Consider the following 16156-nt stretch of genomic DNA (forward strand, 5'->3'; position numbering starts at 1 on the left):
AAGGAGGGATTTGCGCGAATCCCTTTCAATTCCGTTGGTCTAAAACGACGCCTATTCATTCACGCCTGAATACCGAAAAGCCTCACGCGTAAGATTATCAATTTCAGCATCACTCATTTCGTTATGTGCCACGGTAATCCGACCTAAGTAGATTAAAGGTACCTCATTGGCACGGCCTTCCAAATGAAATTTTATGGCTTCTGCAGTCGCAACACCGAGATCATCACTCATACGCATTGGGGTAGCATCTAACTCTCCTGAACGGATTTTTTCAATCTCTTTTGCGGTGCCTCCCCAGCCAGTGACATAAATAGGGTCAAGTTTGTCAGCGTCTCGCAGCGCACCAACCGCTCCCATTGTCATCGCAGTGTTTGCATTGTGGATCATGGTCACTTCAGGGAAATTATCCAGGATGAGTTTCACCCCATCGGCACCACCCAATTTTTGATATTGGCCAAAATGCTCATAGACGGTTAACCAATCGCCTTCCTCTTCTACACAATCAATAAATCCTTGTGAGCGCTGGGTATCTGTAATGCCCGGAATCCCTCGATTCGCAGCAAACTCGATATCTTTACCCAAATGTTTAATCACATGACCGCAAAGCACTTCTGCGCCCATACTGCTAGAAAAATCAAACCATGCATCCGGTTGAGACTCCCAGTTTTCATTAGGTGTATGGAAAGCCCATATGAACGTTTTGAAGTCATTAGAAGCCGATAGTTTTTGAATATTATTGGCTTGCAGATCCAGTTCCGACGGTCCAAAAATGACAAAGTCGTACGCTTTTTCGGCGCTCAACACCTTGTCTGCATACTGGGTTTGAAGAGAATGCTCAATTTGCTTAGATGAAAACTCGGTAATTTCATACGAAATATTCAATGCCGACAAGCGCTTAGTGAGTGCCGTATAGTTACGAACCCAGAAGTCTGAGATATCCGCACTCGGATAGATAAGTGCAATTCGGATCGTTTGCTTGGCTATGTCACTTTTGATTGACTTCGGCTCTTCGCTAACAGCAGATTGAAAATGATGGAAGATATGGCTTTTCTCATCCATATCTGATTCATGAGCTAATGCCGCTAAAGTACTAAACGAAAGAACTACTAAGAAACACTTCTTTATTATTTTATCAACCAAGTTATCCATAATTGTTACCAATTGTTTGATTGTGTAATAACATTATTATAAATATATACACGCGAATTATAAGTTAAATTACACATTATAAATTTATGACGATATTGATTAGGCGCTTTCTCGTACTCTTTTGTGCAATATGCATTAGCTCTTATAGCTACGCGAGCAGCAGTAGCGAAACGTTTCTTAACTACGCAAAAGCAAAAGTACAAAAAGCAGTCTCCGGTAATACGACTTGGGACGGTCCTACTAATGGACCGCAGGCAGTTTACGAAAAAAGTATTATCTTCGTTGCATCTGATCTCAGAAATGGCGGAGTGTATGGTGTCGGAAAAGGAATGTCTGAAGCTAATTCGCATCTTGATTGGCACTTGAGATTTCTCGACGGCGTTGGCTCCGAAGTTCGTCAAGGCGCTGCGATTCGAAAAGCGATCGGTTTTGAGCCTGACGCAATCGTTCTTGGTGGTATTGATGCCGTAAGACATAAAGATGTCCTAAAATTTGCACAAAGCCTTGGCATTATCGTTATCGGTTGGCATGCAACAGAGTTAGCGGGTGGTAATGATGACATAGGTCTATACATGAACATCACCACCGACCCTTTAGATGTCGCAGAAATCGCCGCGTTACTTGCTATCGTAAATTCAGAAGGCAAAGCGAACGCGCTTATTTTCACCGACTCAAACTACAAAATAGCGACGATAAAATCAGATACCATGGCGAACACCATCAAACGTTGCGAGGACTGCGAGCTGTTGGAAGTCAACGATCTACCACTCGACAAGGTTTCAGATCTAATGCCTAAGACAATGGAAAGTCTTTGGGATAAATATGATAGAAAAATCACCCATATTTTAGCCATCAACGACCTTTACATTGATTATGCTATCCCCTCTTTAGAATCAAACCGCAAACAACGCAATCACGTTCCGAGCAACATATCAGCCGGAGATGGAAGTAAAGCGGCATATAGACGAATTAACAACGGTGATTTTCAACTGGCTACCGTTCCTGAGCCTTTGTATTTGCAAGGTTGGCAAATCATTGACGAACTTAACCGGGCCTTTAACAGTTTAGAGCCCAGTGGTTACTCCGCTCCTGTGCATTTAGTCACTCCAGATAACGTCGACGCACTGGTTAGTCAGCAAGCCAGTGGCATTTATGATCCGCAAAACGGTTATCGCGAAGCTTATTTAAAGATTTGGAAGCCGAAATGATTATTAAAAACATAAATATTACGCAGCGTCTCCTTGTTTCCAGTTTGGTCTCATTGCTGATCGTAAGTGTCGCCGTATTGATTGTGATCCGATCACTCTATTACGTTGAATCAACGTTAAAAACAGAAACCAGTGCCCACGTATCGGAACTGATCGTTAATTCGGAAATCAGTCGCCGCGTATTTGACCTAACGTCAAAAGTCAAATTACTCGAACAGACATTTCTTTTCAGTGAAACTACCCTGTCAGCCCAAGCATCCAATATTGATCTCCAACTGCAAAAACTGAGAGACCTTTCAACCAATAAAACATTCTCCAACAATATTGATGCATTTATCGACAACTTCCATCGTTTTCTAGGAAGTTCTCTCGCTCTCAATCGAATATTAAAACAAACTCATAAGATTGATACTCGACTCGCGATTCAAATTGATGAGTTAGAATTTGTTATTTCTGACAGTAAGATCGCCCACCTAAATAACCAGGGTATTCAGCACCACAATAACGAGATTGATCTTGTGAATATGCTACGGGAAGCCTTTCTCACTACGGGTAAAATGATTGGCGATATCCATAGCCGAATCACGCCTGAAACTGAAAAGGTGTTGTTAATAGAAGTAGAAAAAGAGCTAGATATACTTCTTCTTCATCTTGAAAACGTGGATATACACACGCCTGCAGTCGTTGCTCAAAAGAAAAAAATTCAGAAAACCGTTAAGCGCTATAATGCCGCTCTACGTCGAATCCGGGCTAACCTTGAACAACGTTGGCTTGTAATGGACGCGTTAGTTGCCGCTCAAAATGAATTGCTGCGAATGGTAGAAGGGACAGAAACACGCGTACAAACACAAGCCATCGAATTGACGCAGCAGCTTGAGAAAGAAATAGGTCAATCACGATTCAATGCCATCGTGATTAGTATATTTGCGATACTGCTTTCTATATTGTTGATTAATAGAGTAGTTAACCTCCATATCAGAAAGCCGCTTGATGATCTAAAAGACGGGTTTGATAGACTCGTTTCCAACGGTACCAAAAAGCCAATCGACTTAGGGCGTACCGATGAATGGAGCCTCATTGAGAACGCTTATAACAATATGTCATCACGATTATCAGAAGCATATCTGGAGCTCCAGGAAGAGAAAAAGAACTTCGACTTTCTTGCTCACCACGACCCACTGACATTGCTTGCGAACCGATTGTTAGCAACCAAAAAGCTTGATGAACAGATTGCATTTTCACAATCAAACAACAGCCCGTTCCTTCTCCTTTATCTAGACGTTGATGAGTTTAAGACCATTAACGACTCGCTCGGTCATGCCTCTGGAGATAACTTATTGGTAAGTATTTCAGAGATTCTTACCAAGCTCATCGGCGATACTGGGTTCGTAGCGCGTATGGGGGGCGATGAATTCATGATCGTGCTCTCTGATATGGATTCTGAAGAGGGTGAACGGGTTGCCGATCAAATTAATAAGGCATTAAGAATGCCATATTATATTGAAGATAGAATGATTTTTGTCTCTGCTAGTATCGGGATCTGTCAATTTCCTATTCATGGAGAGGATGGAGAAACATTGGTGAGAAACGCTGATACTGCCATGTATCATGCGAAGAGAAACGGTAGAGATCAATTTCGTATCTATGCCGATCAGATGACACATGAAGTCACTGACCTCATCGAAATCAACATGGGATTACACAACGCCATCAAGAACGATGAATTGGTTGTCCACTTCCAACCAAAAGTGTGTCTGGACAGTCAGCGTATAGTAGGGGCGGAGGCGCTCGTACGATGGCAACACCCGAAACTTGGCTTACTGCCGCCTTTCGACTTTTTAGAAGTTGCAGAGAAAACTGATCTCATTATCGAAATTGATAAATGGGTGTTCAGGAAGGTCGCCACGCTAATTACTGAATGGAAACGCGCCGGTACGAATATCGACAATTTAATCATCTCCGTCAATTTCTCCGCACGAATGTTTTATAAAACCGATCTTGCTGAGCAATTACAAGAAATTCTTGACCAGACTGAGTGTGAACCTGAACAACTCCTGCTCGAAATAACCGAGCGCGATATGATGCGTGATTTTGAAACCTGTTCTCGCACCATCGAAAAACTGCATGCGAAAGGTTACCGAATTGCCATTGATGACTTTGGAACTGGGTATTCTTCCCTTTCTATGCTCAAAAACCTATCGGCAGACTGCATCAAACTTGATCGTACATTTATCCGAGAAGTGAATACATCCAAATTGGATTACGAAATCACCAGTGCCATCCTCAAACTTGCCGAGGTGCTTGAGCTTTCAGTCATTGCTGAAGGTGTAGAAACCGAATCACACGTAGAGACCTTACGCCAAATTGGCTGCTCTTGCGCTCAGGGCTATTACTTCGCTCGCCCTCTGCCCGTTGCCGAATGGCTAGAATTCATCTCCAAAGTGGATTCAAACACCCAACGCCAAATCACATGTTAATCTGAGGCTCTATTCACTCTGGTCAATGCATTTTCTTACAGGGAAGAAAGCTAAAATACTTGGAGACTTAGCACATAGAAAGACATACCGTTAGATGATTGTCAGTACTGTAGATACGAAAAGGCCGCTAATTTCTTAACGGCCTTTTTGCTGAATGTGACGGAGTGTCGGGGGTGCACTCTACTAAGGGTTTGGTAAATCCCTATCAATTCCATTCGTCTAAAACGACGAAAGCTCGCAATAAATGCGAGCTTTCTGAATGTGGCGGAGAGATAGGGATTTGAACCCTAGATACGCTATTAACGTATGCCGGTTTTCAAGACCGGTGCTTTCAACCACTCAGCCATCTCTCCGTTGCGGGACGTATATTAGGTATAAGCCCTAAACTTGTAAAGCATTAATTCGCAACCCGTGGTCTAAGTGCTGATAAACTAAGCAGTTATTGAGAGATACTCACACTTTATAACGTGATTCCCGCCTCATTTTCTAAGCTAAAAGCTCTATTGACAAAGTTACAATAAAATAGTGTTTTATTTATAATCAATTGATTTTAAAATAAAAAAGCACTTTCGAGTAACACTTGTACGCCCGAAAGTCATTGCACAATAGTGTGAACTGTTTCAAAATAATGAATTAACAGAGTCGTATGGTCTTTATCTGAGGTTTTTATGAAAGTCGCTGACTTATTTAAACATCGCGGTCTAACAAATTCTAAACAGCATTCAGAGTTTATGCACTGGATGACGCCTACTGTGCGTGAATACTGGGGAGAGATTGTTAACAAGGCTCATAATCGCCATCTATTTACACGCCTGCGTGACTTTCACACTCCAGCAGTAAACGATGAAGTAAAACCTGATCCAGTCGTTCCGCAGCAGCCAAAGCCGATCGAAATGAAGCCAGAGGCGCAAGCTTTGTACCTAGAACTTCAACAGCAAATTGGTGATGTTATTCACACTGGCGAATGGTTTGACATGTCACAAGAGCGTATCAACCAATTTGGTCAAGTGACTGAAGATATGCAATGGATTCATACTGATCCAGAGCGCGCTGAAGCTGAGTCTCCGTTTAAAACGACGATTGCTCATGGATTCTTAACGCTAGCACTATTGCCTAAGTTAACTGACAGCGTTGATCCGGATAAGAACATGTTTCCTACCGCTAAAATGGTGGTGAATATTGGCTTAAATCAGGTTCGTTTCCCTTACCCTGTTAAAGCAGACAATCGCCTACGCGCGGTCAGCACCCTATCTAAAGTGACACCTGTCCGTAAAGGTTTAGAAATTGAGCGTGAAATAAAAGTTGAAATTGAAGGTGTTCGCCGCCCAGGCGCCGTTGTCACTTCAGTTATCCAACTGCACTTTTAAGCCGCAGCGAAACACAACTACTTTATAAGAAAAACGCCCGATGAATTTCATCGGGCGTTTTTCTTTTTACTGTTTATCCATTGGTGATTGCGAGAAATCGAGCTTTTGTTCTGAGGAAGCTTGCTGTGGCTCAACGGACTCTAGCGACTGATCATCTAACAACGTACCATTTTCATCAATCGGGATTTTACGCTTATACAGCTTATTTAATGCCTTGATGATTGAATGCTTGCCAACTTTATTCTCTCGAATCTTTTTCAACATAGGTTTAGATAAGCTTTGCAGGCCAACCACTGTATCTACGCCAATTTGTAGCGCGACTTGATCACGCAACACTCGTGACGGTTCGTGGCCAAGTTGCGCAGCGAGGAACAACCAAATATAGCTGAGTGAATTGCCATTAGGCCTTTGACCCATCCATACTTCGCCAGCTTTATACATCGCTTCTAGGTGGCCTTTTTCAGCGGCTCGTTCTAACCAGTAACATCCTTGCGCGAAATTGCTCGCCACTCCGATACCATTGATATAGTTCAAGCCTAACTTCATGCGACCTTCGTTGCTTTTAAGTTCGGTTGCGCGACGGTAGTACGAAGTCGACATGTTAGGATCGTTGCTGTTTTCTGGTGAATACCAGTCGCCAAGAAACACAAGAGCATCAACATAGTTCTCTTTCGCCGCTTGTTCCATGACAGAGATTGCCTTTGGCGTGTTAACCTCTGTTCCTCGACCGTTAATCAAAGCCTGTGCCATCTCAAACTTATGCGGTAAGCTTCCTTCAGAGGCATTAATACACGTTTGCCAAAACTTCGCTTGTTCTTTTAAGACGACATCTTGCTGCATCTTGTTACTGATCCGAACAACACCATACATACCCGTCACACTGTCCAGCTTCGCGGCTTTGGTATACCAGTAGATAGCTTCCTTAATGTTTTTTCGCTCAGCCTCTTTCGCAAGATAGAGAATCGTCGGAATATCTCCACCTTCGGCTTTTATCACACGCTCTTCTTGTTCTTGCCGACGGTTTCTCTCTACCGCTTTACGAAAAGCGATAGCTTTTTGCTTACGCTCTTGCTCTAGTCGCTTCTTTCTAAGTGACAGAGCAAGCATCCACATAAACATACCCAGTAGAAGCAACCCTGTTGCTCCTATGGCAATCCCTATTATATTCATTCGTTCTCTTGTCGTTTTACTTTACCGTTTACATATCTGTATCGGCAGCAGGCTAAAATCATTGAGGTTTTCATCATACCTTATATCGAAAATTTGCGCATAGATACCAACGCTACTATTCAATATTGGTGCATAGCCCTTTTAAAATGCAAAAAATCCGAGCTAAGCTCGGATTTCTTTTGATTCAAGTTCCATGAGGCGACTTCCCTAGGATTCAGGGAACTCCCCTTTCGCAGCTTGGCTGTCCGCATTTGCAACCCAATGTTCATTTGGATCGAACGCTTCGTCACATAGGTCGATAGAATAACCCATTTCAAGCACTTCTTTTATTGTGAGGTTATCAGCAACTTGCGTTTTCTCACCACGCTCATTTCGTAATTCCATCTTTGCGCTCCTTCTCAGAGTGAGTATCTTCACTAGTAAGTTTAGTCGAGATTCTCGAATAAAATGGGCTTAGAGAAATGAACTATAAAGTAAATTTTTGCTGCAGAGAACAGAACTGCAATGCTTCAATCACAGCCCCCGCATGGATTAAGCTATCGTCATCAAACTGAACGCCATACTTATGATAATGCGAGGTTTTAGATACATTCTTTACTATCGCTTTCAAAAACTGCTGGCTACTTGTTTCATCCAACGTATTGGCTTCAATGGTTAGCTCTATCACTGAGCCAACGCCATAACTTGTTTTCGCTCGATCTACCACGATCAAACAACCATGTTGAGAGATATCTCTAATCTGGCACGGGTATTTGTGTTTATTGGGTGACAAAACACCATCAAGACTGATTTCCAAACGTGCACTGGCTCTGAGTCCTACTACAACCTGAGTCGACTTCGGCATACTGATTAGCAGCAGCTCGGTGTCTCCTCCATTGAGTACATATTCAATCTTACTCTTAAAATACACACGGGCTCCCTCTCCTTTTGAAGAGATAACACACGCCTTGATGGAATAGCCTCGTTGCATGAACAATGACATTTCCTTCGCCGAAACCGTTGGCATTTCAAGTAACAAGACGTTGTTTGAATGCACCCCTACGTATTTGGTGCGACATTTCAGAACCCTACCAGTCGGTGTCGTGACAATACATGCAACTTCACACAAAGGGAGTACGTCCTGAAATGCATCTTCACCATAACGAATAGACGTCGATTGATCTGCTGTGTGTTGTTCTGGTTGATCCTCTTCAGCAACGAGGTCGATACTCTTCTGATTTCTGTTTTCAGCTAGTCCTGCCATAATTGACCTTTATGCAAATAATTCAGTATGTGCTTTATAATAGTTGATAACCCACTCGAAAAGTCTACAGATCACAATTGCCAAAATTAGCGCTTAAAAATTGCAATTAAACTCAGATACTTAAATCCAGATTCAGATTACTAATCACTAAACATTGAAAATAGCAGGTTAATCAATAGCTCCTCAATTACCATATTTTAAAAGTGGTTATCATGTATCTAACTAGCATTGCTATCAATACGACTTTCGTTTAGTACTGTCATACTTAGTTTAGGAATCACACCAAAACGTAAATACAAGAAGGAAATCCAAGCCCACTGGGATGAGAAAAACAAAAACAGAGCCACTAGGACTCTGTTTTATATTGAAATTTCAGTTAGACCCTCTTTAAGAAGGAGGGGTCTTTCCAACCGACTTACTCAGCGCTTAGGTACTCACATAGGTAAGCAGTCGACACTGCAACTTGTAAGTCAAATGACGAGTTTGCTTCAACATTGAATGACTCACCTGAATTGTAAGTCACCCACTGCTCTTCACCCGCTTTCTTAACTGTCAAAGCGCCTTTTACGACAGTCATGCGTTCTGCAGCCGCCGTACCGAAAGTGTATTCACCCGCAGCCATAACACCGACACTAGAATCACCATCTTGTTGTGTAAATCCTAACGACTGAACTTGTCCTTCAAAATAGCTGTTCGCTTTGATCATCCTTCTCTCCTTCGAGCTAATATTTTTCAACGATCGTTTTATACGAACTGGACCAATTCAGCAATAGATAATTTTCACCTAATTTAAAAGCCAACTTTATGATTTATAGGTGAAAGAGCGACTATGCAATGAAAAATATTAGCCTGTTATCGGAATAAGGAATCATCAACTAGTCGTTTGCGCAAATGAAAAAGTTCATCTGCTACTCCATAACAAACAAAATGAGCACTAAACTATAATGAAACAACCGAATTCCTACACCTAAGTTTGGGCTGGGGTTCAATATTCTGTAGGGCAAAATTGCGTTAGTACTCAATATCCTACAGTCTGACTGGTGTTGGGACTAAATAGCCTTCAATCTGTACGGTTTCCAAGCATCAAAAATTAATGGGATAGTCCCTGCTGCTATGACTAAAACTTCCGCGATTAAAACTGCTGCCATCCTAGTCTTTTTTTTATTACTGCTGGGATTTTCTAGCCTGATCTATTTCAGCTACCAAGACTATGTTCACCCAAAACATGTTTATGGTCGTTGGATAGAAGTGGGAGCTCCACCGTATCAAACCGAAGTACTGACACTCAACTCCCAAGGGGTATTTCGTAACAACCGCTTAATTTCCACACAATTTGAGTTTGACGGTAAGCGAGTAACGGTACAAACAGGCAGTGGTAGGTCGGTCTATCAAATTGCGGGAACCTTTGACTCACCACAACTTAGACGGCTTGAACCAAACAGCCCGACACAGCGCTTCATTAAAGAGGGATATGAGAATACTGTGGATATGCAAGGGGGAGGTGCTGCTAAGCATCGCCGAGCAGCACTCTCAGATCATTTTGGCAATAAATAGCTATCCATCACCCGGTTAGCACGACACCTTCCGGATGCTTAACCAACGTCGGTTCAGGTCTAGCAAGCATATAAGCAAGCGTTAGCGGTCCAATACGACCAATCGTCATCACTACAATCATTATATACTTGCCAGGCTCAGAGAGCTCTGCTGTTAAACCTGCGGTTAAACCAACGGTCGCGAACGCTGAGATCGTTTCAAATAATACTTTATCAAAACTCGCTTTTTCCGTGAGCATCAGCAGGAACATGGCAACGGTTAGGATCGCTCCACTAACGACAATAATCGCCAGAGACTTCGTTACCACAGGCCAACCAACCGTTCGCTTAAACATCACTACATGCTTCTTCTGTCTTAAGAAAGCCCACGTCGCGACAAAAGCCACCGCGAAAGTCGATACCTTAATACCGCCCCCGGTAGAGGTCGATCCTGCACCGATGAGCATTAAGATGATCATCACCAGTAAGGCTGGCTGAGTGTATTGCGCTAAATCAACACTGTTAAAGCCCGCAGTACGCGCGCTAGCAGACTGGAAGAATGCTGCCAACCATTGTCCTGCTGGGGTTAGTCCCGCCATTGTCGCTTGATTGCCACGTTCTAACGCCCAAAACAACAATGTACCAACAATCAATAAGGCAGGCGTTGCGACCAACATAATCTTAGTGTGTAACTGAAGTGCTCGAAAACCACGACGCCAGTTTGTTGATACGTCACCAACGACGGTAAAACCTAAACCGCCAAAGATAAACAAACCTGCCAAAGCGAATATCACAACCGGATCGTCAACAAAGCTCATCATACTGTCAGAAAACAGCGCAAAACCTGCATTGTTAAACGCAGAAATAGCATGGAACAATGCATAGAACAGGCCTTCACTCCAACCCATCTCTGGCACCCAGCGGTACGCTAATATCGCAAAGCCAATGGTCTCTGCCATACAAGCAAAGATAATGATACGTTTAACAAGACGGCGTAGATTGACTCGTCGATCTTGCCCTAATGCATCTTTGGCCAATGCCTGCTGTTTCAAAGTTAAGCGAACACCGAACATATACAGTAAAACTGCAGAGAGCGTCATTTGTCCCAGACCGCCGATCTGCATCAACAGCATCAATAGAACTTTACCAGCGATAGTGAAGTGTTCTCCGGTATCAACGACACCCAAACCCGTAACACTAATCGCAGAAGTTGCAGTAAACAGAGCATCGGTAATCGAGAGCCCTGTTACTGAAAAAACCGGAAGCGTCAGTAACACAGCAGACGGAAGAAGAACCCCCAGAAAACTGAGTAAAATGACTCTCGGTTCAGAGCCTTTACGCTGCTTTTTGTCCGAATCTAACGCATAGAATGTGTCGGTACGGGAAAACGGATTCATAATGAACTCAATTTCTTAGCCAACGTATCACGAGGACCAACGATGATGATCAAATCACCAATTTCAAGTCGCTTCTCGTAATCGGGCACTTTATTGATCGCTGGACCTCGTTTAAAGCCTAGGACTTGCACATCTTGCTCTTTGCATAGCGCGAGATCGCCTAACGTTTTGCCCATAAGCTTCGCACCAACAACTATTTCCGTCATCGCTAATCCAGAACCTAGCTCTTGGAATTCGAGCACACGCTTATCCAACATTTTTCTCGCCACCCTAATGCCCATATCTCTTTCAGGCATAATTACGTGGTCTGCACCAATCTTGTGTAGAATTTTAGAGTGGAACTTGTCGTTAGCTTTGACCCAAACGTTTTTCGCTCCGGCTTCTTTAACCACCAAGGTACTCAAAATACTGGCATTTACATCTGAACCAATTGATACCATCACCATGTCATAATCACTTAAACGAAGCTCTGCCACGGTTTCTTCATTGGTACAGTTTGCCACTAGCGCTTGGCTAACAAAGCTCGCTGCAACTCTTACTCGTTCTTCATCAAGATCAACCGCAAGAACCTCTGCGCCTGCTTGCTGAAGTTCTTTACATACAGAAAGGCCAAATCGACCTAGTCCAATTACAGCAAACTGTTTATCAGCTGATTTCATCATTGTTCCTATTTTCGATAGGGGAAGAGAAGCGCCAAAGTGTGCGCCTGTCGATTTCGGTTATCAAACCCATTCCAGAATCTTGACACAGTTTTAACCTTGCCAATATATCAACAATACATATTCAATAAAGAGACTAGTGTGGCTATAGGCAAAGTCTTATACTTACTCTACAAAATAATGAAATAGAATTGAAAAATGAACGACTTGCTCACCTATTTACCCCCATCCATCGCTGAGATGTTAAACAGCTGGGATACCAATGTTCTGTTTATCACCATTGCCAGTTTATTGGTGTGGATTGCTTGGCGTATTGTTTATGGTCGCTTAGAAATATTGGTGAGTAAGACTCAATTTCACTGGGATGATCTTACTTTATCGGCCCTAAAGACACCCATAAGTACGCTTATTTGGTGCTGGCCTGCCACCATCTCCGCTGGTTTTTTGCTGCAAGACTACATGGGTTCTAAGCTCAACTGGCTAGGTACGCTCAAACTGATACTCGTCATAGGGATCTTTGTTTGGATCACTATGCGTCTAATCAACAATATCGAAGAGTACGTGCTCGCTAACCAGAACCGAGACGAGACCACCGTTCAAGCAGTCGCTAAGGTCGCAAGACTGTTCTTTATTGTGATTGGTGCTCTAACGGTTATGCAGGCATTTGGTTTAAGCCTATCGGGCCTACTAACCTTTGGTGGTGTCGGTGGTTTAATTGTCGGTTTAGCCGCTAAAGACCTGCTGTCCAACTTCTTTGGCGGCATGATGATCTACTTTGACCGCCCATTTAAAGTCGGTGATTGGATCCGCTCTCCTGATCGTCAAATTGAAGGAACGGTCGAACGAATTGGTTGGCGCATGACCATCATCCGCACATTTGATAAAAGACCAATCTACGTCCCAAACTCTGTGTTCAGCAGCATAGTGGTAGAGAATCCTTCTCGTATGCTCAATCGACGTATCAATGAAAATATCGGTATTCGTTATCAAGATGGGGCGAAGGTAGAGCTGATTGTGGCTGAAATCAAAGCGATGCTAGAAAACCATAACGACATTGATACTAAACAAACACTGATCGTTAACTTTAACGGCTTTGCGCCTTCTTCATTGACGCTACTGGTGTACACCTTTACCAAGACGGTTAACTGGATTCGCTACCATGAAGTGAAGCAAGATGTGCTGCTAAAAATCTATGAGATCATCCGCTCTCATGGCGCTGACATTGCCTTCCCTACTCAGACTATTCAGCTAGAGCCACAAAAAGCTGGTGAAGTTGAAGTTCCACCAGCCTTAAACTAATCAAGCTATCATGCAGTAGCCAGTTCTTTGGCTACTGCAGTGCAACTTCGCGCTCGATGGTGTCTTCCACTCTCTCTGCTGCGAAATAGAGCCAAATCATTGCAATACACACCACAAAACACAATCCAAACAGCCAAGTAGATCCAAGCCATTCAATCATCACCCCGCCGACTAGTGGGCCGATAGCAAAACCTAGCGTGTAGATTCCCGTCGCACCAAAATAGGAGCCGCGCAGATGAGAAGGAGCCAAACGGTCGATTTGCACGTTAATGGTTGGGAAGGTAATCACTTCACCGACACTAATGATGAAACAAGCAATAGCCCAACCAAGTGCTGAGTCATTTGGTGACACAATAAAGGCTAATTGACCAATAGCAATGGCAACCATACCAATACGAGTTCGAGTAAATAGCGGGAAGGATTCCATCAATTTGAGCAGTGGAAACTGCAGCGTTACTATGGTGGCCGTATTAACAAACATCAGCATCGCTATCAACGTTGCAGCGTCAGCGATACCGCTGCGTACAATCACTTGTGGTACTGATGATTCAAGCTGCGCATAGACGAACATCAGCAGTAAGTTAGCAACTAACAGCAAAATGAAGATTTTATCTTGGCTGATCACTTTGAGAGTTTGACGAAAGTTAGGCAGTACCGAAGATTCTTTAATTTTGTCACGCAGAGACTGCTTTCTTTCAATACCGAAGATAACCCAAAAGGCATAAGCAAGGTGAGTAAGGCCTGTGACTAGGAACAAACCTTGCGGGTTGGCAAGCGCCAGCGTAACACCCAGCAATGGACCAATAGCGCCACCAATATTTAAGACGAAGTAACGGATGTTAAGGGCAAGCTCTCGATCCTTATGGTCTGCAAGGGAATCACCTAGTACCGCTTTAGCAGGGCCATCGATAAGTGGATGCATTAGCCCCGTCATCAGAACAAGAATGTAAAACTGCCACATTTGATCAGCAAGTCCGATTCCAGTGTATGCAAAGAAAGCAATCACGCAGCCTGTAACCATTAGCCATTTGCGGCCAAACTTATCTGACAAATAACCTGAATATAACCCAACGCCAGAGCCCAACAATGAGGCTGCTGCAAGCATAGAACCAACTTCAATCGCGCTGGCACCATAATCTTGATACAAGAAGACCACTAAGAAAGGCCAAGCCATAAAAAAGCTTGTTCGCGCTATCAGCACACCGACGAGCACAGTCCAAACCGGTAGATTAAACCTTTGTACCCGCTCCCACTGGAATAAGCTTTGATCCTTATTCATTTACTCCCCTTCCCTAGCCATATTGTTATCTATTTGTTATGCAACAGTATACTTTTGGTGGTTGTAAATGAAAGTGATTATCAAAAAAAGCCCGCTAAAAGCGGGCAAATAATGAAAAGGCATTAAGTTACTAAAAAATAATCTAGTTTTGCAGTGTAATAGGCAGGTTTGCTAGCTTAAAATCCTGTTCTTGCCACCAATAGCTGGTTCTCAAATCATCAGTCATCTTGAGTGTTTCACCCACCATAGGTGTCACCAGATTAGCACCCGAAATCTCGGCTTCAACAATCAAGTCTGTCATTGGTTCATCCCATCGATGGGCAAACAGCTCATACGTTGACCAGTGAACAGGAAACAGGTTTTCAGCCTTCAAGTCTTTAAAAGCTTGCATGGTATGTTTAGCTTGCATGTGGCCCCAATTTTCTACTGGAAAGCCTTTACCCTCTTTCACATTGGCGGCCACTTCAATAAACGCCAAGTCAAATGGACCGTACTTATCACCAATTTGTTTAAAATGGCTGTCGTACGCAGTATCTCCACTGTAAAAGAAAGAGCCATTGCGACCTTTGACCACCCACGACGCCCACAGCGTGCTGTTTGAATCAAACCCTGTTCGGCCAGAGTTATGGTTTGCAGGAGTCGCAATTAACTCAACACCATTAACCGTCGCTGATTCCCACCAATCAAATTCTGTAATCTGGCTAGGAGACACACCCCAAGCTTCTAGGTGCTTACCCACGGCCAAAGGCACGAAAAACTGAACATTGCTATTGGCGTAATAACGAATTGTTGATTCTTCGAGATGATCATAGTGGTCATGAGAGATCACAATGACATCTGGCATTGGAAGCTGTTCACGAGTCACTGGCGCTTCAACATTTCGACTAAACAGCTTCTTCGCAACCCAAGGAGAAGCGTACTCAAACACTGGGTCAACCAACACGCGTGTTTGGTCGATATCAATAAAAAGACTCGAGTGTCCTAGCCATGTAACTCGCATAACATCACTTTTCTGCGTTAATGCGGCAATATCTACAGGCTGGTGAGGTAAAGTGTGGCTTGGCTTCAACGCACCGCGGTCGAAGAAAAACTTCCACATAACAGAAGACATGCTTTCTTCGGAAGGAAAACTAGGCAAACGAGAGATAACTTTTCCGTCTTTGAACTGCGCAGACTGCGCAACTTTCTCTGCGCGTTGGTGAGCACTTTGGCTACGCTCTTGTGCGTTATCCGTAGCTTGATACTGGTTGTAACCAACCAAACCCAATGCAGAAATTACTGATGCTTTTAAGACACTGCTCATTTTCATGATCTCTCGCTATCCAAGAAAGTAAACGATGGTGTATACTTTAGTTACTCTGAATTAAAAAGTAAAC

14 protein-coding genes and 1 tRNA gene are annotated in these 16156 nt (G+C 43.3%); 5 read left to right on the forward strand and 10 right to left on the reverse strand.

What is annotated here, in order from left to right; all coding sequences use genetic code 11:
- Positions 1-51 precede the first annotated feature (51 nt).
- On the reverse strand, positions 52-1059 hold the full coding sequence (locus VIA_RS08820; RefSeq protein ID WP_412774852.1) for a substrate-binding domain-containing protein: 1008 nt from the start codon (positions 1057-1059) through the stop codon (positions 52-54).
- Between the two features lie 176 nt (positions 1060-1235).
- Here VIA_RS08820 and VIA_RS08825 point away from each other — a divergent pair, with 176 nt between their 5' ends.
- Positions 1236-2357: a substrate-binding domain-containing protein gene (locus tag VIA_RS08825; protein WP_004412502.1), complete on the forward strand. Its 1122-nt coding sequence runs from the start codon at positions 1236-1238 to the stop codon at positions 2355-2357.
- Complete coding sequence (locus VIA_RS08830) at positions 2354-4834, forward strand: putative bifunctional diguanylate cyclase/phosphodiesterase (RefSeq protein ID WP_004412504.1); 2481 nt, start codon at positions 2354-2356, stop codon at positions 4832-4834. The genes VIA_RS08825 and VIA_RS08830 overlap by 4 nt, the downstream gene beginning before the upstream one ends.
- 262 nt (positions 4835-5096) lie before the next feature.
- Here VIA_RS08830 and VIA_RS08835 read toward each other — a convergent pair.
- Positions 5097-5187, reverse strand: a tRNA-Ser gene (locus tag VIA_RS08835).
- Positions 5188-5502: 315 nt separating this feature from the next.
- Between VIA_RS08835 and VIA_RS08840 the strand changes: the two genes are divergently transcribed.
- On the forward strand, positions 5503-6201 hold the full coding sequence (locus tag VIA_RS08840; RefSeq protein WP_004412506.1) for a MaoC family dehydratase: 699 nt from the start codon (positions 5503-5505) through the stop codon (positions 6199-6201).
- Between the two features lie 66 nt (positions 6202-6267).
- Here VIA_RS08840 and VIA_RS08845 read toward each other — a convergent pair whose 3' ends face one another.
- The 4 genes from VIA_RS08845 to ppnP form a co-directional block, all read right to left on the reverse strand.
- Positions 6268-7371, reverse strand: a complete 1104-nt coding sequence (locus VIA_RS08845) for a tetratricopeptide repeat protein (protein WP_038211135.1) — start codon at positions 7369-7371, stop codon at positions 6268-6270.
- A gap of 207 nt (positions 7372-7578) precedes the next feature.
- Positions 7579-7755: a hypothetical protein gene (locus VIA_RS22335; protein WP_004412510.1), complete on the reverse strand. Its 177-nt coding sequence runs from the start codon at positions 7753-7755 to the stop codon at positions 7579-7581.
- A gap of 82 nt (positions 7756-7837) precedes the next feature.
- Positions 7838-8614 (reverse strand): PilZ domain-containing protein, encoded by a 777-nt coding sequence (locus tag VIA_RS08850; protein WP_004412512.1) that lies wholly within the window; start codon positions 8612-8614, stop codon positions 7838-7840.
- A 415-nt stretch (positions 8615-9029) separates the two neighbouring features.
- On the reverse strand, positions 9030-9320 hold the full coding sequence (gene ppnP / locus VIA_RS08855; protein ID WP_004412514.1) for a pyrimidine/purine nucleoside phosphorylase: 291 nt from the start codon (positions 9318-9320) through the stop codon (positions 9030-9032).
- A gap of 407 nt (positions 9321-9727) precedes the next feature.
- On the opposite strand from ppnP, the gene VIA_RS08860 reads away from it, so the two are divergent.
- Positions 9728-10168, forward strand: coding sequence for a DUF2850 domain-containing protein (locus VIA_RS08860; protein WP_004417275.1), 441 nt, complete (start codon positions 9728-9730; stop codon positions 10166-10168).
- Positions 10169-10175: 7 nt separating this feature from the next.
- On the opposite strand, the gene VIA_RS08865 is transcribed toward VIA_RS08860, so the two are convergent.
- Together VIA_RS08865 and VIA_RS08870 are read right to left on the reverse strand one after the other, a co-directional pair.
- A complete protein-coding gene (locus tag VIA_RS08865) occupies positions 10176-11543 on the reverse strand; it encodes a TrkH family potassium uptake protein (protein WP_004412516.1) in 1368 nt (455 codons plus the stop codon).
- Positions 11540-12202 (reverse strand): potassium channel family protein, encoded by a 663-nt coding sequence (locus tag VIA_RS08870; RefSeq protein WP_004412519.1) that lies wholly within the window; start codon positions 12200-12202, stop codon positions 11540-11542. The genes VIA_RS08865 and VIA_RS08870 overlap by 4 nt, the downstream gene beginning before the upstream one ends.
- Before the next feature lie 198 nt (positions 12203-12400).
- Here VIA_RS08870 and VIA_RS08875 point away from each other — a divergent pair, with 198 nt between their 5' ends.
- Positions 12401-13501, forward strand: a complete 1101-nt coding sequence (locus VIA_RS08875; RefSeq protein ID WP_004412521.1) for a mechanosensitive ion channel family protein — start codon at positions 12401-12403, stop codon at positions 13499-13501.
- Between the two features lie 31 nt (positions 13502-13532).
- Here VIA_RS08875 and VIA_RS08880 read toward each other — a convergent pair whose 3' ends face one another.
- Both VIA_RS08880 and VIA_RS08885 read right to left on the reverse strand, forming a co-directional pair.
- Positions 13533-14780 (reverse strand): MDR family MFS transporter, encoded by a 1248-nt coding sequence (locus tag VIA_RS08880; RefSeq protein WP_004412523.1) that lies wholly within the window; start codon positions 14778-14780, stop codon positions 13533-13535.
- Between the two features lie 142 nt (positions 14781-14922).
- A complete protein-coding gene (locus VIA_RS08885) occupies positions 14923-16089 on the reverse strand; it encodes an MBL fold metallo-hydrolase (protein WP_004412525.1) in 1167 nt (388 codons plus the stop codon).
- Positions 16090-16156 lie beyond the last annotated feature (67 nt).

Origin of the sequence: Vibrio orientalis CIP 102891 = ATCC 33934, assembly GCF_000176235.1 — a bacterium.
GTDB lineage: Bacteria > Pseudomonadota > Gammaproteobacteria > Enterobacterales > Vibrionaceae > Vibrio > Vibrio orientalis.